The 22,221-nt window shown below is 70.7% G+C and carries 17 protein-coding genes, 1 tRNA gene and 1 pseudogene; 5 read left to right on the plus strand and 14 right to left on the minus strand.

Annotated features, from left to right (window positions below):
* Positions 1 to 134 precede the first annotated feature (134 nt).
* The 10 genes from IAG44_RS06970 to IAG44_RS07015 all read right to left on the minus strand — a co-directional run bounded on the left by IAG44_RS06970 (position 135) and on the right by IAG44_RS07015 (position 10,158).
* Complete coding sequence (locus tag IAG44_RS06970) at positions 135 to 728, minus strand: GTP-binding protein (RefSeq protein ID WP_187746247.1); 594 nt, start codon at positions 726 to 728, stop codon at positions 135 to 137.
* Positions 703 to 1,080, minus strand: a complete 378-nt coding sequence (locus IAG44_RS06975) for a DUF742 domain-containing protein (RefSeq protein WP_187746248.1) — start codon at positions 1,078 to 1,080, stop codon at positions 703 to 705. Before IAG44_RS06975 ends, IAG44_RS06970 begins: the two co-directional genes overlap by 26 nt.
* Positions 1,077 to 1,478: a roadblock/LC7 domain-containing protein gene (locus IAG44_RS06980; protein ID WP_187746249.1), complete on the minus strand. Its 402-nt coding sequence runs from the start codon at positions 1,476 to 1,478 to the stop codon at positions 1,077 to 1,079. Before IAG44_RS06980 ends, IAG44_RS06975 begins: the two co-directional genes overlap by 4 nt.
* Entirely contained in the window at positions 1,475 to 2,671 is a 1,197-nt protein-coding gene (locus tag IAG44_RS06985) for an ATP-binding protein (protein ID WP_187746250.1), read from the minus strand. Before IAG44_RS06985 ends, IAG44_RS06980 begins: the two co-directional genes overlap by 4 nt.
* A 270-nt stretch (positions 2,672 to 2,941) precedes the next feature.
* Positions 2,942 to 4,165 carry an ROK family transcriptional regulator gene (locus IAG44_RS06990; RefSeq protein WP_246561557.1) on the minus strand — a complete coding sequence of 408 codons (1,224 nt, stop codon included), beginning with the start codon at positions 4,163 to 4,165 and terminating at the stop codon, positions 2,942 to 2,944.
* A 14-nt stretch (positions 4,166 to 4,179) separates the two neighbouring features.
* On the minus strand, positions 4,180 to 6,711 hold the full coding sequence (locus IAG44_RS06995) for a beta-galactosidase (RefSeq protein WP_187746252.1): 2,532 nt from the start codon (positions 6,709 to 6,711) through the stop codon (positions 4,180 to 4,182).
* On the minus strand, positions 6,708 to 7,649 hold the full coding sequence (locus IAG44_RS07000; RefSeq protein ID WP_246561558.1) for a carbohydrate ABC transporter permease: 942 nt from the start codon (positions 7,647 to 7,649) through the stop codon (positions 6,708 to 6,710). The genes IAG44_RS06995 and IAG44_RS07000 overlap by 4 nt, the downstream gene beginning before the upstream one ends.
* The gene (locus IAG44_RS07005) at positions 7,649 to 8,590 is read right to left on the minus strand and encodes a carbohydrate ABC transporter permease (protein WP_187746253.1); all 942 of its coding nucleotides are present in this window, start codon (positions 8,588 to 8,590) and stop codon (positions 7,649 to 7,651) included. The genes IAG44_RS07000 and IAG44_RS07005 overlap by 1 nt, the downstream gene beginning before the upstream one ends.
* Before the next feature lie 6 nt (positions 8,591 to 8,596).
* Positions 8,597 to 9,865, minus strand: coding sequence for an ABC transporter substrate-binding protein (locus tag IAG44_RS07010; protein ID WP_246561560.1), 1,269 nt, complete (start codon positions 9,863 to 9,865; stop codon positions 8,597 to 8,599).
* Between the two features lie 205 nt (positions 9,866 to 10,070).
* A tRNA-Leu gene (locus tag IAG44_RS07015) sits at positions 10,071 to 10,158 on the minus strand.
* A gap of 279 nt (positions 10,159 to 10,437) precedes the next feature.
* On the opposite strand from IAG44_RS07015, the gene IAG44_RS07020 reads away from it, so the two are divergent.
* The 5 genes from IAG44_RS07020 (at position 10,438) to IAG44_RS07040 (ending at position 18,447) form a co-directional block, all read left to right on the plus strand.
* Positions 10,438 to 12,138 carry a thiamine pyrophosphate-binding protein gene (locus IAG44_RS07020; RefSeq protein ID WP_187746255.1) on the plus strand — a complete coding sequence of 567 codons (1,701 nt, stop codon included), beginning with the start codon at positions 10,438 to 10,440 and terminating at the stop codon, positions 12,136 to 12,138.
* An 11-nt stretch (positions 12,139 to 12,149) separates the two neighbouring features.
* The gene (gene frc, locus IAG44_RS07025; protein WP_187752548.1) at positions 12,150 to 13,382 is read left to right on the plus strand and encodes a formyl-CoA transferase; all 1,233 of its coding nucleotides are present in this window, start codon (positions 12,150 to 12,152) and stop codon (positions 13,380 to 13,382) included.
* A 1-nt stretch (position 13,383) separates the two neighbouring features.
* Positions 13,384 to 15,531, plus strand: a complete 2,148-nt coding sequence (locus IAG44_RS07030; RefSeq protein ID WP_425508426.1) for an acetate--CoA ligase family protein — start codon at positions 13,384 to 13,386, stop codon at positions 15,529 to 15,531.
* Positions 15,532 to 15,653: 122 nt separating this feature from the next.
* Complete coding sequence (locus IAG44_RS07035; RefSeq protein ID WP_187746256.1) at positions 15,654 to 17,048, plus strand: OFA family MFS transporter; 1,395 nt, start codon at positions 15,654 to 15,656, stop codon at positions 17,046 to 17,048.
* Between the two features lies 1 nt (position 17,049).
* Positions 17,050 to 18,447: an OFA family MFS transporter gene (locus IAG44_RS07040; RefSeq protein ID WP_187746257.1), complete on the plus strand. Its 1,398-nt coding sequence runs from the start codon at positions 17,050 to 17,052 to the stop codon at positions 18,445 to 18,447.
* 271 nt (positions 18,448 to 18,718) lie between these two features.
* Here IAG44_RS07040 and IAG44_RS07045 read toward each other — a convergent pair whose 3' ends face one another.
* From IAG44_RS07045 to IAG44_RS07060, 4 genes and pseudogenes are all read right to left on the minus strand, one after another.
* Positions 18,719 to 19,891 (minus strand): sugar phosphate isomerase/epimerase family protein, encoded by a 1,173-nt coding sequence (locus IAG44_RS07045; RefSeq protein ID WP_187746258.1) that lies wholly within the window; start codon positions 19,889 to 19,891, stop codon positions 18,719 to 18,721.
* Positions 19,892 to 20,086: 195 nt separating this feature from the next.
* Complete coding sequence (eboE, locus tag IAG44_RS07050; protein WP_187746259.1) at positions 20,087 to 21,256, minus strand: metabolite traffic protein EboE; 1,170 nt, start codon at positions 21,254 to 21,256, stop codon at positions 20,087 to 20,089.
* Positions 21,257 to 21,352: 96 nt separating this feature from the next.
* Positions 21,353 to 21,538: pseudogene (locus tag IAG44_RS07055) on the minus strand (TatD family hydrolase); the annotation flags it as partial.
* On the minus strand, positions 21,538 to 22,206 hold the full coding sequence (locus IAG44_RS07060) for an EboA domain-containing protein (protein ID WP_187746260.1): 669 nt from the start codon (positions 22,204 to 22,206) through the stop codon (positions 21,538 to 21,540). The gene IAG44_RS07060 and the pseudogene IAG44_RS07055, both read right to left, overlap by 1 nt.
* Positions 22,207 to 22,221: the final 15 nt, after the last annotated feature.

The following is a 22,221-nucleotide window of genomic DNA, read 5'->3' on the forward strand; positions in this document are numbered from 1 at the left end:
CTTGGTCTGCCTCTTCGGGTGAACAGGTCTGGGTGGGTGGGACGGCGGGCGGGCAAGTCGCCGTCGGAGGGCCCCCGTTGGCCCTGTGCCGGTGGGCCCGTACCGCCGATGCCGACGGGCCCGTGCCGACTGCCTCAGTGAGCCCTGGCCATCAGGAACTCCACGAGTTTGATCAGCGCCTCGGCCGAGGATTTCTCGTCGCGCGCGTCGCAGGTCACGACGGGGGTGTCGTCGAGGAGGTCGAGGGCTTCGCGCAGGGCGGCCTCGTCGCGCAGCGGTGTGCCGTCGAAGTGGTTGACGGCGATGGCGTAGTCGAGTCCGTACTGTTCGATGAGGTCGATGACGTTGAAGGAGTCGGCGAGCCGTTCGGGGTCGACGAGGACGAGGGCGCCGAGCGCGCCGCGTGCCATGTCCTCCCACATCTGGACGAAGCGCTGCTGTCCGGGGGTGCCGAACAGGTAGAGCACGACGCGGTCGCTGATGGTGAGGCGGCCGAAGTCCATGGCGACCGTGGTGGTGGTCTTGCCCTGGACGCCCTTGAGGTCGTCGACGGTCTCGGCGGCGCGGGTCATCGTCTCTTCGGTCGTCAGCGGTTCGATCTCGGAGATCGCCCCGATGAACGTGGTCTTGCCCACGGCGAAGTGGCCGACGACGAGGATCTTGACGGCCGTCTGCTGTTCGCCGCTTCGGACGTACGCCTGCTCATCCAAACTTGGCCCGGAGACCATTCAGCACCTCCTCCAGGATTTCCCGGTCGGCGAGGGGAGCCCGTTGGACGGGCGGGCGGGTGACGAGGTGGCCGGCCTCGACGAGCGCGGCGAGGAGGATCTTCACCACGCCGAGGGGCAGTTGGGTGTGCCCGGCGATCTCGGCGACGGACAGGTAGCCGGCGTCGCAGAGGTCGAGGAGGCTCTGTTCCTCGGGGGTGAGCCGGGTCGGCCTGCGCCGGTCGCCGGGGGCGGCCGTGACCAGGGTGATGAGCGAGAGCTGGCCCTCGTCGGGCAGTCCGCGGCCCCGGGTGATGACGTACGGTCGCACTAATTCCGGCGTCTGGGGCTCGAGTTCGCCGTATCCGGTCATGCCTGGACGCCGATGTTCTCGCGCGGCGGCGTGGTGAGCGCCTTGCCGAGCTGGCCGACGAGCTGCTGCATGCGGAAGGTGATGTCCTGCATGTCGACGTCCGGGGTGGCGGAGACGCCGAGGTAGGCGCCCTCGCCGGCGGAGATGAGGAAGACCCAGCCGCCGTCGAACTCGACGAGGGTCTGGCGCCACTGCTGGGAGCGGTCCTCGCAGAAGAAGGCGAGGGAGCGGCTGAGCGACTGGACCCCGCTCATCGCGGCGGCCACCCGGTCGGCGTTGTCCTTGTCGAACTCCTTGGTGCGGGCCATGAGGAGCCCGTCGGCGGAGATCAGGACGGCGTGCAGGGCCCCGGGTATCTCCAGGGCGCTGTCAAGCATCCATGACAGATCGGCGTTCACGAGACATCATGCCCTTCGCTGCTCGCACCTCTTGTGCTGCTCGTCTGGTCCGCCCCGTCGGTCCGGGCCCGGCCGGACTGGGTGCCGCGCTGGAAGGCGCCCATGATCGCCGCGGTCTCCGCGCCGGAGCGTCCGCCGCGGCCGCGCGGGGCGGGGGTGGCGTCGTCCGAGGCGCTGCCGGGCACGATCGCCATCGGCCGTTTGCGGCGCCGTTTGGGCAGGCCGTCGGAGGTTGTGGCGGTGGGCAGCGGGGTGGCCTCGGGGCCGGCGTACTCCGGTGCGCCGACCGTGCTGACGACCGGTGCGGGCTCCTTCTGCTGGGGGGCGCCGGTGAGGAGGTCGTGCGGCAGGAGGAGGACGGCGCGGACGCCGCCGTAGGGGGAGGAGGAATCGACGGACACTTCGAATCCGAAGCGTTCGCTGAGGACGCCGATGACGGCGAATCCGAACTGCGGGGGATTTCCGAGCGCGGAGACGCCGGTGACGCGTTCGCTGGAGAGGAGTTTCTCCGCCTTGACGCGTTCTTCGTCGTTCATGCCGACGCCCGCGTCGTCGACGACGATGCAGATTCCCTTGGGCACGGTGCGAATGTTGATTTCGACGACCGTGTCGGGGCTGGAATAGCTGGTGGCGTTGTCGAGGAGTTCGGCGAGGGCGAGTGCGACGGGTTCGACGGCGCGGCTGGTGATGCCGAAGTCGACCTGCGAGAGGATCTCGACGCGGCGGTAGTGCCGGACGCGGCCCTGGGCGCTGCGGACGACGTCGTACACGGAGGCGACGTCGCGCTGGCGGCCGAGCCAGCCGTCGCACAGGACGGCGATGGACTGGGCGCGGCGGCCGAACTGGGAGTTGGTGTGGTCGATCTCCAGGAGGTCCTGGAGCATGACCGAGTCGCCGTACTTGTTCTGCAGCCGGGAGACGATGAGCTGCTGTTCCAGGGCGAGGCCCTGGAGGGTGCGCATGGCGGATTTCAGTACGGTCTTGGTCGCGTCCTCGGCCCTTTCCTGGGCCGCTTCGACGGATTCCGTGTACTGGTTCTCCAGTTCGGCGTAATGTGTTTTGAGGCCGGTGACCTCCTGCCTCAATTCCCGTGCGGTCCGGCGCAGGCGGACGACGAGGGCGATGGCGAGGGCCAACAATGCCGACAAGGCGAGGAAAGCCCAGAGGGCCGGGTTCCCTATGTAATGCGTCATAAGACTCTCTTCAGGCGACTGACGGCCAGTAGCTGAATTCCCGTCAATGCGGGTGGACCGGCGGACCGCCCGCACCGGGGTCACCGTCGTGCACCCATCCGCCCGCTCTACAAGCGCCGTGATCGTATCACCGCACGAACCGGTCAACGACCGTCAATCCCGGGCCCCGAATGGACATTGACGGACAGTCAGCCGAGGGGGCCGCGGAGGGCTCCGAGGCGGCCCCGACGTGTCGACAAACCGCCGGACTCACCGCCCCCGCGCCGCCCCCTACTGCGCCCGCGCCCGCGCCGGACTCGCCAGCCCCAGCCGCGCCAGAAACTGCTCCAGCGTGAACGCGGCCATCCCGAGCGCGACGGCGTTCCCCGGCACCGGGGACGCCTGGACCCTCAGCCCCGGGAGCGAGCCCGGCAGGACATGGCGCGGAAGTTCCGCGCGGACGGCCGGGACGAGCCAGTCGGCGAGGGCGCGCGACATCCAGCCGGTGAGGGTGACCGTGGGCACGTTCAGCAGGTTCACCAAATCCCCGAGCGCGGCGGCGAGGAAGCGCGCGGTCCGGGCGAGGAGTTCCGCCACGGCGGGGTCGCCGGCGAGGAGCCCTTCGGCGACGGCGGCCACGAACTCCCGCTGTCCGCCGAGCCCTAGCGCCGGATGGTCCGGGGCGAGCGCAGCGAGCGTCGTCTCCAGCCCGGCCGCGCCGACGTACGCCTCGACGCAGCCGCGCCGCCCGCAGCGGCAGGGCCGGCCGTCGAGTTCGAGGAGGGTGTGCCCCCATTCCCCCGCGTTGTTGGTGGTGCCCCGGATCAGCGAGCCGTTCAGGGCGATGCCGGCGCCGACGCCCGTGCCGAGGTTGACGACGGCCATGCTGTCCACGGCGCGGCCGGCCCCGAACCACATCTCGGAGAGCGTGACCGCCTTCAGCGGGTTGTCGACGTGGACGGGCAACTCCAGCCGGGCGGCGAGCAGTTCCTCGATGCGCACGTCGTGCCAGTCCCAGTTGGGGGCGAACACGGAGACCCCCGCGCCGGGGTGGACGTGCCCCGGCATGCTCACGCCGACGCCGTCGATCCGCTCCCGCGTGGTGCCGCCCGCCTCGACGGCCCGCGCGATGGCGGTGACGATGCCGTCGACGACGTACCCCTGCCCGTTCTCGTGCTCGTCGAGCGCCACCTCGCCCTCGCCGAGGACGCCGAGGGCGAGGTCGTGCACCACGGCGACGACGTAGGTCTCGGCGACGTCGACGCCGACGATCCGGCCCCGGCCGGGGTCGATCGCGAGGCGGTCGTAGGGCCGGCCGACGCCGGTGCGTTCCCTCGCCGCGATGGTGAGGACGCCCTCCGACAGGAATTCGCCGACCAGGGTCGTCACGGTCGCCTGGCTCAGTCCGGTGTGCCGGGCGAGTTCCTGCCGGGAGGAGGGGCCGAGGTCGAACAGCGCGTGCAGCACCTCGAAACGGTTCTCGCTGCGCAGATCCCGTGCTGTGTGCCGCGCCACGCGTCCCCCCTCGTTCATGCCCCGGTCGCCGGCTCCAGCGTCAGCGTACGGATCTCCGGCTCGCCGCGCCCCTCCATTGCGCGCGCCAGCAGGGTCACGGGACCCGGCCAGCCGGCCGGTATCCACAGCACGTCCGGGTTCCCGCCGGAGAAATCGGGCCGCTCCCCCGCCCAGACCCGCCCCAGGCACTCCCCGGCGGCCCACGCGGTGACCCGCATCTGTGTGGCGTCCAGCCGGATCAACCGCCCTGCGGCGTCGGGGAGTTCGGGGAGTTCGAAGTCGAACCACGCCTCCTCGCCCGGCTTCAGGGCCAGCGGCAGCCGGACGACCTCGGCGAGCCCGCGCTCGCCGGCGAACGCGGTGAGCAGCGCGTCGTCCTGCACGGCGCAGGACCACTCCGGGACGGCGTCCAGGGCGAGGAGCCGCGCCCGCAGCCCCGGTCCGCTCGGGTGGTGGGGCAGGGTGAGGGCGACGGCATGGGTGCCGGGCGGCAGCAACAGCCAGGGGTTCTCGGCGTGCAGCGTCCGCGGCTCACCCTCGTCGACGCTCACCCGCAGCGGCTCGACGATCCCTTGCACCTGCAACGCGGCGTCGGTCGCCGTCCGCACCGTCCGCGTGTAGGTGACCGGCACGCCGACGCGTGTGCTGCTCCAGCCGCCGAGGGTGCGCAGCGGCGCGGGCTCGCCCGCCCAGTGGCCGTCGACCGTCCACAGGGCGGACACGTCGGCCGTGTCCCGGACCTTCCACAGGCGTCCGGGGCCGCGCAGTGCGCCGAGGCGCAGGGCGGGGAGGCGGGCGTCGTCGAAGTTGGCGTGGCCCCAGATCTCGACGACGGCTTCGACGGCGGCGGCGCCCGTCACGTCCCGGACGTCGATGGTGCGGGCGGCGCCGAACCCGGTGAGCGTGGGGTGCGGGCGTCCCGCGATCGTGAGGTCGACGATGTCGGCGGCCCCGGTCAGCAGGAGTGTGTCGATGCCGGTCAGGTCGGTGACGGTCCGGTAGGCGCCCCGCCCCCGGTACACCCCGAGCGCTTCCAGCGCGGGCGGCAGTGGGTGCGTCCCGGCCGGCCGCTCGGGCGCCGGTTCCAGCCGCCGCCGGACCTCCGGGACGGTGACCGGCTCCGCATCGGCCGGTACGGGGACGGCGTCGTCCGCGTCCTGCCCGGCCCGCACCGCCTCGGCCGGTGGCAGGACGTCGACCGTCGCTCCCGCAACCGTCGTCCGCCCCCGCACGGGGACGACGGCACTCTCCTCGCCGATGACGACGGTCACCGGCACCTCGGAGGCGAACACGAGCGTGCCGTCCCCGGCGGCGACGAGGTCCGCCGAGGCGAGGGTCAGGGTGGCGTCGATGCCCCAGGGGGTGAGGGGGACGTCGAGCGCCATCAGGGGGCAGGAGTCGGGGGCGACGGCGACGGGGGTGCCGTCGACGAGGGCCGTGCCCGCGCGCGTCCCGAGGTGCGGTACGGCGACGAGCCGTCCGCCGCCGTCGAGGTCGAGTGCGGCGGTCGTCGAGCTGGTCGTGAAGTCGCAGTCCAGGTGCGGGAGTCGGCTGCTCGGGGTGGCGAGGGCGAGGCGGTCGCCCCAGGTGTCGAGGACCTTCGCGAGGAGCTGGGCCTCGGTGAACTCGGGGCGCTGGACTCCCGTCGAGGAGACGTAGCCGCCGAAGTCGTAGCCGTGGCTCATGAAGTTGCCAGGGCGGCCCCAGTTGCCGGTGGACGGCGTGAACCCGAAGTTCCAGCCGGACGCCTGGAGATAGGGCGCGATCAACTTGGCGCCACTCGCGAGGAGTCGGCGCAGGGTGCGGTGGCGGCGGTTGGTCTCGGTGACCAGCAGCGGGGTGTCGCGCCCCGCCAACAGGTCCGTGTAGTGGCGGACTTCGGGCTCGATGTCCGGGGAGTCGTCGTCCGGGTAGAAGTTGCAGGCCGGGACGATGCCAGGGACGTCACCGGTGGCGCCCGCGAGGTCGCCCTGCCCGGAGCAGGCGATCAGCGGGACGGTGATGCCGTGGGCCAGCGCCATGTCGCGCAGGGCCGTCAAGTACCCCGTGCGGTCAGCGCAGTCGAAGAAGTCGAGTTCGTTCTCCAGCTGCACCATGATGACGGATCCGCCCGCCGGGTACTGGCGTTCCGCGAGCAGCGGCAGCGCGCGGTCGTACCAGGCGGCGACCTGCTCCAGGTAGCGCGGCTCGTTCTGACGGACCCTCAACTCCCGGTCCAGGCCCAGCCATGCGGGCAGGGCGCCGCCGTCCCACTCGGAGCAGATGTAGGGGCCGGGCCGGGCGATGACGTAGAGGCCGTGGTCGCGGGCGAGGTCGAGGAACGCGGCGACGTCGCGCCGGCCCTCGAACGACCAGTCGCCGGGGGCGAGTTCGTGGAAGTTCCACGGGAGGTAGACGTCGACGCAGGTGTAGCCGGAGGCTTTCACCTGGGCGAGGCGGGCGCTCCACTGCTCGCGGGGCAGCCGGAAGTAGAAGAGGGAGGCGCACAGGAGGGTGCGGGGTCGGCCGTCGAGCCAGAGCCCTCGGCCGTCGGTACGGATGCTCACTTGACCCCCGCGCTTCCGCCGCTGATGTCCATCTCGTAGAGGTATTTCTGTCCGATGTAGTAGACGACGATCATGGGGACGGCGAGCAGGATGGAGCCGACCATGACCAGGTTCCACGGCGGTGCCTGCATGGCGGCCGAGGTGCTGGTGATGTACTGCACGCCGAGCGCGAGCGGCATCTTGGACTCGTCGTTGAGGTAGATGAGGGGGCCCATGAAGTCGCCCCAGGTGTGGGTGAGGGTGAAGATGCCGATGGCGATCAGGACCGGGCGCAGCATCGGGAACATGATGCGCCGGTAGATCCCGAAGAAGCCGAGGCCGTCCATCATGGCCGCCTCGTCGAGCTGGCTGGGCAGCCGGGAGACGAACTGCCGTACCAGGAACACGTTGAAGGCGTTGGAGAAGAAGTTCGGCACGATCAGCGGGAGGTAGGTGTTCACCCAGCCGAGGTCCCGGAAGAGGATGAACTGGGGGATCATCGTGATCTGCGTCGGGATCATCATCGTGGCGATGACGACGAGGAAGATCGCGTTCTTGCCGGGGGCGCGCAGTCGGGCGAAGGCGTAGCCGACGAGGCCGCTGGAGAGGACCTGGCCGACGACCGAGAACAGCGAGATGAGCACGGAGTTGAGGAGGAAGGTGCCCATCGGGAGTTCGGTGCCGAAGACCCGGGTGAAGTTCTCCCAGTGGAACTCGCGGGGGATGATCGTGAACGTGTTGGCGTTGACGGTCGCGTCGCTGGACAGGGCGATCGAGCCGACGAAGACGAGCGGGGTGGAGAGGATCGCCGCGACGATCAGGAGGGTGCCGTAGGTGACGGGGGTCGCGCGGAACGCCCTTACTGCGGACTTCTCTTGACGATCCGTCAGTTTCCGTTTGCGCTTCGGCGCGGGAGCCGTGTCCGCGTCCGGCGGCGCGGCGGTGAGCAGGCCGGCCATCACTTCACCTCGGTTTCGTAGAACACCCAGCGCCGGGCGGTGCGGAAGGCGAGCGCCGTGAAGACGAGGATCACGGCGAACAGGAGCCAGGAGATCGCCGAGGCGTATCCCATGTGGTAGAAGCCGAACGCCTGGTCGAAGAGGAGCGGAACCATGGTCTGGGCGGCGTCATAGGCCCCCCTGTTGCTCTTCGGGGTGAGGATGTAGACCTGGGAGAACACCTGGAACGCGCCGATCAGGCCCATGATGAGGTTGAAGAAGATGATCGGCGTCAGGTGGGGCAGGGTGATGCTCCAGAACTGCCGGGTGGCGCCGGCGCCGTCGACCTCGGCGGCCTCGTACAGCTCTCTCGGGATGCCCTTCATCGCGGCGAGCAGCAGGACGGTCGCGCTGCCGGCGCCCCAGACGGACATCAGGATGAGGGCGGGTTTCACCCAGGGGCCGTCGATGAGCCAGGAGGGGCCGTCGATGCCGAAGACGCCGAGGAAGTCGTTGACGGGGCCCGAGGGCGCGAGGACCATCTTGAAGATCATCGCGGTGGCGACGAGGGGGACGAGGGTGGGGAGGTAGATCAGGGTACGGAACAACTTCCGTGCCCTGACCTGCTTGTTGAGAAGGTTCGCGAGCCAGAGGCCGAGGATCAGGCCGAGGGGGACCGAAATCGCCGCGTAGTAGAAGGTGTTCCAGAGGGCCTTCCAGAACGCCGGGTCGTCGGTGAGGAGTTTGGTGTAGTTGTCGAGGCCGACCCACTTGGGCGGGGTGAAGGAGTCCCAGTCGGTGAGGGAGTAGTAGACCGACGCAATCATGGGGCCGAGGAGGAAGACCAGGAAGCCGATGATCCAGGGGGAGATGAAGAGGTAGAAGGCCAGGGCCTCACGCCTGCGGCGTTTCGAACTGCCCGGCTTCTTCAAGGGGGTCGGTGTCGTCGTGGGGGTCGCCATGGCCGGTCATCCCGCGGACTTGATGATGGATTCGAGGTTCTTCTGCAGGGCGGTGAGGACCTTCTTGGCGTCGGTCTCCTTGCCGAGCCAGAAGTCGGCGAGGCCGCTCTCGATCGCGGCCTGCATCTCGTTCCACTCGGGGATGAAGGGCGCGCGGAAGACGAACTCGCTGGACTCGGCGAACACCCCCATGTCGACCTGGGTCTTCATCCACGCGGGCTTCAGGAACGCGTCGCTCTTCTGGACCTCCAGGTTCGCGGGGACGTCCTGGCCGGAGGAGATGATCTCCTTCTGGGCCTCGGCGGAGGTGAGGAAGTCGATGGCCTTGAAGGCGTTCTCGGCCTGCTTCGAGGTGCGGGAGACGGCGAGGCCGCTGCCGAACGCGGACACCGCCTGCTTCTTGCCGCGCCACATCGGGGCGATGTCCCAGCCGAACGTGGTGGTGGTCAGGCCGGCGATGGCCCAGAAGCCGGTGGCGTTGACGGCGACCTTCTGGTTGGCGAACGCCTGGTCGCCGCCGATGTCGGCGCCCATGTCGGCGTAGTCCTTGGCGCTGGGGACGACCTTGTGCTTGAAGAGCAGGTCGCCGGCCCACTGCAGGGCCTCGATCGCGGCGTCGCTCGCGACCGCGGGGCGGCCGTTGTCGTCGATGATCTGGCCGCCGTTCTGGTAGACGAAGCTCCACCACTGCGGCCACCAGCCGGCTCCGCCGTAGCCCCACTGCTTGCCGGGGATGGTGAGTTCCTTGAACGCGGCGAGCGCGTCGTCCCAAGTCCACTCCGCCGTGGGGGCCTTGATGCCCTTCTTCGCGAACAGTTCCTTGTTGTAGTAGACGATCATCGCGCCGGAGCGGTCCGGGATCGCGTACTTCTTGTCCTGGTAGGAGTAGATGTCGCCGACGGGACCGAACCGCTGTGTGGTGTCGAGGGATGCCTTCTTGGCCAGATCGTCGAGGGGCAGCAACTGGTTCTTGCTCGCGTAGGTGTTGACGCTCTCGGCGACCTGCATGATGTCGGGGCCGTTGCCGCCCGCGATCATCGTCTGGACCTTCTGCGGGTACGAGTCGCTGGGGATGAGCTGGAGCTTGACCTTCAGCTCCGGGAACTTCTTGACCAGCAGGTCGATTCGCGCCTGGTACGCCTTGCGGTCCGGGTCACCGCCCCACACGGTCATCACCAGCGGGCCTCCGCTGGAGCCCCCGGCGGAGTGCCCGCAGGCGGTGAGCGTGATGACTCCGGCCGCCGCGCTCATCCCGAGGAACCCTCGGCGCGACATCTGATTTCTGTCAACTGGCATGACTCATCCCCTGGTTGAGGTGCGCGAACGCATGGGAAAGGTGGTGACGACAGCCAGCCGCGGCTTTGCGTGGCGGTTAAATTAACCCTCATCGAAATCGAGCCACAAGCCCTCGTTCCGCATCAGTTTCGGGAGGCGCCGTGGCCGGACAGCAAAAAGACCCCTGGTTCACAGGGGTCTTCGCTGGTGTCCGAGGGGGGACTTGAACCCCCACGCCCGATAAAGGGCACTAGCACCTCAAGCTAGCGCGTCTGCCATTCCGCCACCCGGACAAGGTGTCTGCCGCTCGGCGGGGGTGTTCCCCGCGGCGACATGGACAACAATACCAAGCTTTCGGAGTGCGTTTCACCTGCGTATCCGCAGGCCACGATCGGTGACCGGCCGGTCACGAGGGTCCGCTGGCCGAAAGTGGCGCCCGCCCCCTGGACAGCGTTCGAGTGATGCGAGATGGTCCATACAGTATTCGTCGACTGTATGCAATGTGCCGCCCATGGCACCTCCCCGCACCTCCCCCCCTCCCCGCGACCACCCCTACGAAGGGACAGTTCGCCATGCCCGAGGACACCCAGGACGACCGGAACGCGCAGGCCACGGTCTCCGGCGGCCATCTCGTCGCCAAGGCGCTCAAGGCCGAAGGGGTCGACCGCATCTACACGCTCTGCGGCGGCCACATCATCGACATCTACGACGGCTGCGTCGACGAGGGCATAGAAGTCGTCGACGTCCGCCACGAGCAGGTCGCCGCCCACGCCGCCGACGGCTACGCGCGGATCACCGGCAAGCCCGGCTGCGCGGTCGTCACCGCCGGACCGGGGACGACGGACGCGGTGACCGGCGTCGCCAACGCGTTCCGCGCGGAGTCCCCGATGCTGCTCATCGGCGGCCAGGGCGCGCTCGCCCAGCACAAGATGGGCTCCCTCCAGGACCTGCCGCACGTCGACATGATGGCGCCGATCACCAAGTTCGCGGCGACCGTGCCGGACACGGCCCGCGCGGCGGACATGGTGTCGATGGCGTTCCGCGAGTGCTACCACGGCGCCCCGGGCCCCGCCTTCCTGGAGATCCCCCGCGACGTCCTGGACGCGAAGGTCCCCGTCGACAGGGCCCGCGTCCCGCAGGCCGGCGCCTACCGCGCCTCGACCCGCTCGGCCGGCGACCCCGACGCGGTGGAACGCCTCGCCGGTCTCCTCGTCCACTCCCAGAAGCCGGCGATCCTGCTCGGCGGCCAGGTCTGGACGACCCGCGGCACCGAGGCGGCGATCGAGCTGGTGCGCACCCTGAACGTCCCGGCGTACATGAACGGCGCGGGCCGCGGCACCCTCCCGCCCGGCGACCCCCACCACTTCCAGCTCTCGCGGCGCTACGCGTTCTCCGGCGCCGACCTGATCGTGATCGTCGGGACGCCGTTCGACTTCCGCATGGGCTACGGCAAGCGGCTCTCCCCGGACGCGACGGTCGTCCAGATCGACCTCGACTACCGCACCGTCGGCAAGAACCGGGACATCGACCTCGGCATCGTCGGCGACGCGGGCCTCGTCCTCAAGGCCGTCACCGAGGCCGCCGCCGGGGCCCTGAACGGCGGCGCGGCCCGGCGCAAGGAGTGGCTGGACGAGCTGCGCGCCGTCGAACAGGCCGCGATCGAGAAGCGGTTGCCGCAGCTGCGCTCGGACGCCTCGCCGATCCACCCCTACCGGCTGGTGAGCGAGATCAACGACTTCCTCACCGAGGACTCGATCTACATCGGCGACGGCGGCGACATCGTCACCTTCTCCGGGCAGGTCGTGCAGCCCAAATCGCCCGGCCACTGGATGGACCCCGGTCCGCTGGGAACCCTCGGTGTCGGCGTCCCGTTCGTGCTCGCCGCGAAGCAGGCCCGCCCCGACAAGGAGGTCGTCGCGCTCTTCGGGGACGGCGCGTTCTCCCTGACCGGCTGGGACTTCGAGACCCTGGTCCGCTACGACCTGCCGTTCGTCGGCGTCGTCGGCAACAACTCCTCGATGAACCAGATCCGTTACGGCCAGGCCCGCAAGTACGGCGAGGCGCGCGAGCGGGTCGGCAACACCCTCGGTGACGTCCCCTACGACAAGTTCGCCCAGATCCTCGGCGGTCACGGCGAGGAGGTGCGCGACCCCGCCGACATCGGCCCCGCCCTCAGGCGCGCCCGCGAGTCGGGCAAGCCCTCACTGATCAACGTCTGGGTCGACCCGGACGCGTACGCCCCCGGAACCATGAACCAGACGATGTACAAGTGAGGTTGACGCCCATGACCGGCAAGGCGCTCGACGGCATCCGTGTCCTCGACATGACCCACGTCCAGTCCGGCCCCTCCGCCACGCAGCTCCTCGCCTGGCTCGGCGCGGACGTCGTGAAGCTGGAGGCGCCGTCCGGGGACATCACGCGCGGGCAGTTGCGTGACGTCCCGGACGTCGACTCGCTGTACTTCACGATGCTGAACTGCAACAAGCGCAGCATCACCCTCAACACCAAGACCGAGCGCGGCAAGGAGCTGCTGACCGAGCTGATCCGGCGCTCCGACGTCCTCGTCGAGAACTTCGGGCCCGGCGCGGTGGACCGGATGGGGTTCACCTGGGAGCGGGTCCAGGAGATCAATCCACGGCTCGTCTATGCCTCCATCAAGGGGTTCGGGGACGGCCCGTACACGAACTTCAAGGCGTACGAGGTCGTCGCTCAGGCGATGGGCGGGTCGATGTCGACCACGGGGTTCGAGGACGGGCCGCCGCTGGCGACGGGGGCCCAGATCGGGGACTCGGGGACGGGGGTCCACGCCGTGGCGGGGATTCTCGCGGCCTTGCTCCAGCGCGAGAAAACCGGGCGCGGTCAGCGGGTCGGCGTGGCCATGCAGCACGCCGTACTCAACCTGTGCCGGGTGAAGCTGCGGGACCAGCAGCGCCTGGCACGAGGGCCGCTCTCTGAATATCCGAACGACGACTTCGGCGCGGAAGTTCCCCGTTCCGGAAACGCGTCCGGCGGCGGCCAGCCGGGGTGGGCGGTGCGGTGTGCTCCGGGCGGTCCGAACGACTACGTGTACGTCATCGTGCAGCCCGTGGGCTGGCGGCCGATCGCCGAGCTGATCGGCCGTCCGGAGCTGGCGGACGACCCCGAGTGGGCGACCCCGCAGGCCCGGCTGCCGAAGCTGGGCAAGATGTTCCAGCTGATCGAGGAGTGGTCGGCGACGCTGCCGAAGTGGGAGGTCCTGGACCGGCTGAACGCCCGGGGTGTGCCGTGCGGGCCGATCCTGTCGACCAGGGAGATCATCGAGGACGAGTCGCTGATCGCGAACGAGATGATCGTGCGCGTCCCGCACCCCGAACGCGGTGAGTTCGTGACCGTCGGCAGCCCGCTGAAGCTGTCCGACTCCCCTGTCGAGGTGAGGAGTTCACCGCTGCTCGGCGAGCACAACGAGGAGATCTTCGCCGGTGAGCTGGGGCTCGGCGGCGAGGAGCTGCGGCTGCTGAAGTCGGACGGGGTGATCTGAGGTGCTGGACGAGAACCGGGCGGCCCGGGTGCGCGCGGTGCTGGACGCCGTGCGCGCCGAGGGGCGGACGACGCTGACGGCGCCGGAGGGCAAGGAGGTCGCCGACGCGTACGGGATCGCCGTGCCGGGCGAGGAGCTGGCGCGGGACGTCGAGGAGGCGGTGGCGCACGCGGCGCGGTTCGGCGGGCCGGTGGTGATGAAGATCGTGTCGCCGGACATCCTCCACAAGACGGAGGCCGGCGGGGTCGTCGTCGGCGTCGAGGGGGCGGCGGCCGTACGGGAGGCGTTCCACACGATCGTCGGCAACGCGCGCGCGTACGACGAGCACGCGCGCGTGACGGGCGTGCAGATCCAGGAGCTGCTGCCCGAGGGGCAGGAGGTGATCGTCGGGGCGGTGACGGATCCGACGTTCGGGAAGGTGGTGGCGTTCGGGCTCGGCGGGGTGCTCGTCGAGGTCCTGAAGGACGTCACGTTCCGGCTGGCGCCGGTCGACGCGGACGAGGCGCTGTCCATGCTGGACTCGATCCGGGCGGCCCCGGTGCTGCGCGGGGTGCGGGGGCGGGCCGGGGTGGACCGGTGGGCGCTCGCGGAGCAGATCCGGCGGGTGTCGCTGCTGGTCGCGGAGTTCCCGGAGATCGCCGAGGTCGACCTCAACCCGGTGATCGCGACCCCCGAGGGCGCGCACGCGGCGGACGTGCGGATCATCCTGGCCGACGGCCCGGTGAAGGAGCGCCGCCGGTACGCGCGTGAGGAGATCCTGGCGTCGATGCGGCGGTTGATGAAGCCCCGGTCGGTCGCGGTGATCGGCGCCTCGGGCGAGCCGGGCAAGATCGGCAACTCGGTGATGCGCAACCTGGTCGACGGCGGGTTCGCCGGGGACATCCACCCCGTCAACCCGAAGGCGGACGACATCCTCGGCCGCAAGGCGTACCGGAGCGTCGGCGACGTGCCGGGCGAGGTCGACGTGGCCGTGTTCGCGATCCCCGCGCGGTTCGTCGGGGCCGCCCTGGAGGAGGTGGGCCGCAAGGGGATACCGAACGCGGTGCTGATCCCCTCCGGGTTCGCGGAGACCGGCGAGCACGCGCTGCAGGCCGAGATCGTGGAGATCGCCGAGCGGCACGGGGTGCGCCTGCTGGGGCCGAACATCTACGGCTACTACTCGACCTGGCAGGACCTGTGCGCGACGTTCTGCACGCCCTACGACGTGAAGGGCGGTGTCGCGCTGACCTCGCAGTCGGGCGGCATCGGGATGGCGATCCTGGGCTTCGCGCGCAGTACGCGCACGGGCGTGTCGGCGATCGTCGGGCTCGGCAACAAGTCGGACCTGGACGAGGACGACCTGCTGACGTGGTTCGCGCAGGACCCGCACACCGAGTGCGTGGCGATGCACCTGGAGGACCTGAAGGACGGGCGGGCGTTCGTCGAGGCCGCGCGGGCGACGGTGCCGAAGAAGCCGGTGGTCGTCCTGAAGGCCGGGCGGACGGCGGCGGGCGCGCGGGCCGCCGGGTCGCACACGGGCGCGCTGGCGGGCGACGACGCCGTCTACGACGACATCCTGCGCCAGGCCGGGGTGATCAGGGCGCCGGGGCTGCACGACATGCTGGAGTACGCGCGCGCGTTGCCGGTGCTGCCGGCGCCGTGCGGCGACAACGTCGTCATCATCACGGGCGCGGGCGGCAGCGGGGTGCTGCTGTCGGACGCGGTGACGGACAACGGGCTGTCCCTGATGGAGATCCCGCCGGATCTGGACGAGGCGTTCCGGAGTTTCATCCCGCCGTTCGGGGCGGCGGGCAACCCGGTGGACATCACCGGAGGCGAGCCGCCGTCGACGTACGAGGCGACGATCCGGCTGGGGCTGGAGGACCCGCGCGTGCACGCGCTGGTGCTCGGTTACTGGCACACGATCGTCACGCCGCCGATGGTCTTCGCGGAGCTCACCGCGCGCGTGGTGGCCGAGTTCCGGGAGCGGGGCGTCGTCAAGCCGGTGGTGGCGTCGCTGGCGGGGGACGTCGAGGTGGAGGAGGCGTGCCAGTACCTCTTCGAGCGCGGGGTCGTGGCGTACCCGTACACGACCGAGCGGCCGGTGGCCGTGCTGGGCGCGAAGTACCGGTGGGCGCGGGCGGCGGGGCTCCTCGGGGGTGGTTCATGAGGTGAGGCGGTCGGGAGCCGGCCGACGGTGCGCGTCGGCCGGCCCCGGGACCCGTTCGCGCACGGAAGCCAAGGGGCCCAGGAAGCCTGCCGGTTCTTTCGACGCCAAGGGGTGCACATCAGATGAAGACCACCGGATACGACTCAGCGGCCGTCCCCTACAGGGAGGTGACGGACCGGCACGGGCGCGTGTACCGGATCGGGGAGAGCGACCGCGACGTCATGGGGCGGGCGCGCTGGACCATGGTGCTCTTCCCGTGGATGGGGATGCTGGGCATCAGTTCCTCGGAGTACGCGTTCACGTCGGCCGAGGACACGCTCCACGAGGCGCATCTGTGGAGCAGCGGGCACATCTTCTGGCTGATGGGCGTCTGGGTGTTCTTCCAGGCGGCCGTCGCCTTCCCGGCGGGGCAGTTGCGGGAGAGCGGGCGGCTTCCCGCGCGCTACGCGATGCTGCTGGGCGCGCTCGGCACGGTGCTGGGCTATCTGTCGCTGGCGTTCGCGCCGAACGTCGCCGTCGCCTATCTGGGCTTCGGGATGTGCAGCGGCATCGGCGCCGGCCTGGTGTACGCGACCTGCGTGAACATGGTCGGCAAGTGGTATCCGGAGCGCAAGGGCGGCAAGACCGGCATGGTCAACGGCGGTTTCGCCTACGGCTCGGTGCCCTTCGTGTTCCTGTTCACGTCGTACATGGACCTGAGCAACTACCGGAGCGTGCTGGTCGCGGTGGGGCTGGTGTGCTGTGCGGTCGTCGCGTGCGCGGGCTGGTTCTTCCAGGACCCGCCGAAGAACTGGTGGCCGCCGCACGTGGACCCGCTGGCGCCGACCGACGACCCGAAGATCCGCCGGGCGCTCCAGAAGAACCCTCCGGCGCCGCGGCAGTACACGCCGCGGGAAGCCGCGCGCACGCCTGTGCTGTGGATGATGTGGTTCTGCCTGCTGTGCACCGCCGGGATCAACATCTTCGGGATCGCCTTCCAGGTGCCGTTCGGCAAGGACATGGGGTTCGCGGGCGGGATCGTGGCCACGGCGATGTCCCTGAAGGCGATCGTCAACGGCACCGGGCGCGGGGTGATCGGCTGGATCTCCGACCGGTACGGGCGGCGCAACACCCTGGTCGTCGTCTGTGTGGTGCTGGGCACCGCGCAGTTCGGTGTGCTGGTCTCCGGCCAGATGGGCAGCATGCCGTTCTTTCTCTTCTGCTCCATGGTCTCCGGGTTCGGCGGGGGCGCGATCTTCCCGCTGTTCGCCGCGATGACCGCCGACTACTTCGGCGAGAACAACAACGCCAGCAACTACGGGATGGTCTACAGCTCCAAGCTCGTCTCCGGCCTCGTGGGCTCCGGTGTCGGCTCCGTCGTCGTCGGGGCGTGGGACTACGAGGGCGCGTTCGTCCTGGCGGGCGGGATCGGGCTGGCCTCCGCCGTGCTGGCGCTCTTCCTGAGGGCACCGGGCAGGCCCCGGGCCCGTCGTCGCATCGTTCCCAATCCGCATCCACTCGGTGAGGAAATGGCCTGACATGACGGCAGATCCGTACGCAGCACAGTCCTCGCGGCAGCGCGCCGCCTACCGCGAGGTGACCGACGCGCGCGGGCGCGTGTACCGCGTGGGCGAGACCGACCGGGACATCCTCGGTCACTCGCGCAAACTGATGATCTATCTTCCGTGGCTCGCCATGATGGCGATCAGCGTTTTCGAGTACGCGTACGGCTCCGCCGAGGACACCCTGTCCCACGCGCACGGCTGGACGCAGTCCAACACGTTCTGGATCCTCAGCGTCTGGGTGTTCTTCCAGGCCGGTGTCGCCTTCCCGGCCGGCTGGTTACGCGAGAGAGGGCTCCTCACGGCCCGTCAGGCCATGTACGCGGGCTCAGGACTGTGCCTCGTGGGTTTCCTCGCCCTCTCCCATCTCGACGACGTCCTGCTGGCCATTCTGGGCTTCGGCGTGGTCGGGGGCATCGGGGCGGGGCTCGTGTACGCGACGTGCATCAACATGGTCGGCAAGTGGTTCCCCGAGCGGCGCGGCGCCCGCACGGGGTTCGTCAACGGGGGGTTCGCGTACGGGTCGCTGCCGTTCATCTTCGTCTTCAACTACGGCTTCGACACGGCGAACTACCACCGGGTGCTCGACCTCATCGGCTGCTACGTGATGGTCGTCGTGTTCGGGTGCGCGTTCTTCTTCAAGGATCCGCCGAAGAACTGGTGGCCCGCCGACGTCGATCCCCTCGCGTACGCGGGCGCGGGCGCCGGTGCGGGTGCTGTCGCCGGGTCCCGCTCGGGGAGCCTCGTGAAGAACCCTCCCGCCGTGCGCCAGTTCACCCCCAAGGAGGCGATCCGCACCGGCATGCTGCCCCTCATGTGGCTGTCCGTCGTCATGACCGCCGGGGTGTCCATCTTCGGGATCTCCTTCCAGGTCGACTACGCCAAGGAGGTCGGTTTCGGGCCCCTCGTCGCCGCGTCCTCCATGGGCGTCATGGCCGTCGTCAACGGGGTCGGGCGCGGTGTCGTCGGCTGGCTCTCCGACCGCTGGGGCCGCAAGTCCACCCTCGTCTTCGTCATCGTCGTCCTCGGGCTCGCCCAGTTCGGCGTCATCTGGGCGGGCGACGTCCGCAGCGAGGCCCTGTTCCTGTTCTTCGCGTTCCTCTCCGGGTTCGGCGGCGGCGCCTTCTACCCCCTGTTCGCCGCCCTCACCCCCGACTACTTCGGCGAGAACTACAACGCCACCAACTACGGCCTCGTCTACAGCGGCAAACTCGTCAGCGGCCTCTTCGGCGGCGGCCTCGGCTCCCTCGTCGTCGCCTCCTGGGGCTACGACGGCGCCTACGCACTGGCCGGCGCCGTCTCCCTGATCGCCGCCCTCCTCGCCCTGCTCCTACGACAGCCGGGGAGGGCGCGGGCGGCCGCCGGGACGGGGTGAGGCGAGGTGGGGTGCGGCGAGGCCGATGGCCGGCCGCGAGCGCGAGTGGCCTGTGTGTGGGCCTCAACAGGCGGGACCGGGCGGAGAGTTCGGCACCGGATCGCGCGATGTGCCTCCTGTTGTCCTCGCGCACGCGGGGCTGGACGGGCGCCGGTCCCGAACGCGCGGATCGGCAGGGCTTTCGGCCGGCGCGTGGGGCTCGCTCTGCGGGGGTGGGCACGCGTGCGTGGAGGCCCGGGTTTGTGGGGGTGGGCCTCCACGCGTGTGTGGGTCAGTGGCGGCGGCTCTTCAGGGCTGCGAGGTTGTCGTAGCCGATGCGGGCGTAGGTGAGGGACTGGGTGGGGTCGGTGGGGCTGGGGGCGTTGTCCTGTTCGACCATGGGGTTGCGGTAGTCGCGGTCGCCGATGCGGGAGAAGAAGGTGGTGTAGTCGATGTCGCCGGTGCCGAAGGGAACCATGTCGTAGCCCATGCCGTTGGTGAGGTTGACGGTGCCGTCCTTGGCGTGGAAGAGCGGGTAGCGGCGGCCGTGGCGGACGACGACGGCGGCGGGGTCGAAGACGTGCTCGCGGGTGGAGCCGTCCGGCGCGGTGTAGGTGTGGAACTTGTACTGGGCGACGTGCGCCCAGAAGACGTCGAGTTCGAGCCAGACGGCGCGGGGGTCGGTGACCTTGAGGAAGTACTCCAGCCTGCGGATGCCGGAGCTGCGGGTGGGTTTGCCCTGCGCGTCGAGGGGCCCGGAGTCGAGGAGGAAGCCGTAGGCGGCGTCGTGGTTGTGGGTGTAGAGCTTGACGCCGGCGCGGCGGGCGATCGTGCCGAGCGCGTTCCACTTGTCGGCGGCGAGGTCCCAGTCCGCCTTGTGGGAGCCACTCGTGGGGTCGGCGCCGGTGCCCATGTGGGGCATGCCGAGGATGTTGGCGATCTCCAGGTGCTTCTTGAAGGTGTCCACCTCGGCGGGAACGAGCGGCCAGGACGGCGGGATGTAGCCGTGGTTGCCGCGGGCGCGCAGCCCGAAGTCGTCGAGCCAGGACCGCAGCAGCCGCGCCCCCTTGACGGACTCCAGGCTCGCCCCGCCGGGCGCGTTGGCGTGCTGCCCGTACCCGGCGAACTCGACCTGCCGGTAGCCGAACCGGGAGAGCTGCTTGAAGACCTCGCGGAACCCGGAGGGCAGGTCGGAGGCGAGCGGGTCGCGGGCGGTGGCGTCGCGCACGGTGTAGAGGATGAGGCCGCGCCGGTGGGCCGGCACGAGCGCGCCGTGCCCGTGGCCGTGCCCGTGCCCATGGCCTCTGCCGAGGTCCTGCGCGGCGGCGGGCGCGGCGCCGATGACGGGCGCGGCGATCGCTGCGCCGGCGACGGCGGTGCAGGTGCTGAGGAAGCGGCGGCGGCCGATGCCGAGGGCGCGGCGCAGGGCCTCGTCGGTGCCGGATTCGTCGTTGAACGCGGTCACGGTGTCTCGCTTTCGGGTCGGTGATGCGGTTTCACGGAGCGGGGGGTGCCGTATCGGTTCTCCGGGTGGTGCCGTGGGGGGATCCGGTCTGTGTCCGGGGCCTGCTCAGCGCTTCGCGGACCCCGTTGTCAGTGGCGTGTGGTTACGTTGAGTCATGGCCGTCGGACGGGTCGGCGGCCGGGCCGGCCGCGGTGCTCACGGGAGTTCCTTGAGGCCGAGGTCGGTCAGGAGGTCGCGGGCCAGGGCCAGTTCGGCGGCGATGCCGTCGGCGAGCTGGACGCGGGTGCGGGGCCGCAGCGCGGGAGGGAGGGTCTGCCAGGTGTAGGTCTCGACTTCGAGGTGCCGGGTGAGCGGGTGCGGGCCGCCGACGAGGCGGGTGAGCGCCGTCCGCAGGACGGGGAGCGTGGAGGTGAGGGGCGCGGCGGGCGTCGCGTGCAGCGGGACGTGGAAGTGGGCGCGCCAGGGCGCCGTGTCGGGCAGGGCGCCGGTGGTGAGGGCTTCGGCGAGGTCGTCGGTGCCGTGCGGTCCGGTGGCGGTGCGGGCGCGGGTCTGGTGCAGGTAGCGGGGTTCGGCGAAGGCCGCGAGGGCTTCGCGGACGGCGGGCAGATCGGGCCGCTCGGCGTGCAGGGCGGCGGAGAGCTGGGACTTGACGACGGGTACGCGGGCGGCGGCGAGCGCGTCCAGGGCGGTGTGCGGATCTTCGAAGGAGGTGGCGAGATGGCAGGTGTCGACACAGATCCCGATGCGGGGGTGCGCGACGGCGGCGAGCGGGGCGAGGGCGTCGGCGGTGGTCTCGACGACGCACCCCGGCTCGGGCTCCAGGCCCACACGCACGGAACGCCCGGTCAGCTCCTCCAGCGCGTCGAGGCGTTCGGCGAGCGTGCGCAGGGCGGTGCGGGCCAGGTGCGCGCGGGCGTCGTCGAAACCGGTGCGCCAGGCGAGCGGCAGGGTGGAGACGCTGCCCTCGGTGACGTCGTCGGGAAGCAGCCCGGTGAGGACGCGGGCGAGGGCGGTGGTGTGGTCGAGGCGTTCGGGGTCGGCCCAGTCCGGCTTGTAGACGCGGTACTTGACCTCGCCGGTACCGAACCCGTCGTAGGGGAACCCGTTGAGGGTGACGACCTCCAGGCCCCGCCGGTCCAGGGCCGTGCGCAGGGTGCGCAGGGCCGCCGGGTCGGTGTCCAGGGTGTGCGCGGCGTCGCGGGCGAGCCACAGGCCGATGCCGAGGCGGTCGCGGCCGAGCCGGCGCCGTACGGGCTCGCAGTGGTCGCGCAGTTGGGCGAGGACGCCGTCCAGGGTCTCGGCGGGGTGGACGTTGGTGCAGTACGCGAGGTGGACGGTGGAGCCGTCGGGGTGGCGGAAGCGCATCGGTCACTCACCGCCACGCAGCGGGGCGACCGTGCGCTTCTCGTCCGTCTCGGTGTCCGGGCAGACCGAGAAGCCCGGCCGGCAGCCGCTGGCCGGCGCGGCGCGGAAGGGCTCCCGGCCGGGCAGGGAGTCGGAGGGGGCGTGGAAGCTCTCCGGGGAGGTGCGGGGCCGGCCCGGCCGGAACGCTGGCTCGACGACCGCGCGCACGCCCGCGGCGCGCATCGCCTCGTGGTCGTCGGTCGTGCGGGACGTCATGTGGATGTGGGGGTCGAAGAGACGCATCACGGCTCCGTCGGTCGGGGGGCTTCGGCGATGGCCAGGACCCGCCTCAGGTCCTCCTGCACCGGGCGGCCCGCCGCCGTCCGCTCCGCCGCCTGGTCGCGCAGCATCCTCGCCAGCTCGGTGTCGCCCCGCGCGCGGTCCGCCAGGCCGGCGACCTCGGTCACCGGGACGCCGGTGAACACGCACTTCAGGACGGCGTGGCGCCACGCGTGCGCGTCCAGGTGCCGGGCGCCGTACGGGCCGACGGCGGCGGCGATCAGGCTGGTGTCGTTGGTGCGCAGGGCGTCCTCGACGAGCGGGAGGGCGTCCGGGGTGGGGGTGGTGTGCGGCAGTGCGTGCAGGACCGCGCGGCGTTCCGCCGCCGTGCCCTGGGAGTACAGGCGGGTCAGGGTGGGGGTGTCGGGGTGAGCGGCGTGCAGGAGCAGGACGCGGGCGGCGTCGGCGTACGCGGCGCCGCAGCGCCGGGCTGCCTCGGTGAAGTGGCGTTCCCAGGTGGGGAGTTCGGTCAGGGCTTCGTCGAGCCAGGTGCGGGCGGCGGCGGGCAGGTGGGTGCGGAGGTGGTCGTGGAGGGCGGGGAGGGGGGTGCGGGCGGGTGGCGGAGGGCCGGGGGTGTCGGGGGCCGCTGGGTCAGGGGTTGCTGGGAGGCCGGGCTCGTGGGGGTCGGGCATCGGGGTGGGCCTCCT

The organism is Streptomyces roseirectus (assembly GCF_014489635.1).
GTDB lineage: Bacteria > Actinomycetota > Actinomycetes > Streptomycetales > Streptomycetaceae > Streptomyces > Streptomyces roseirectus.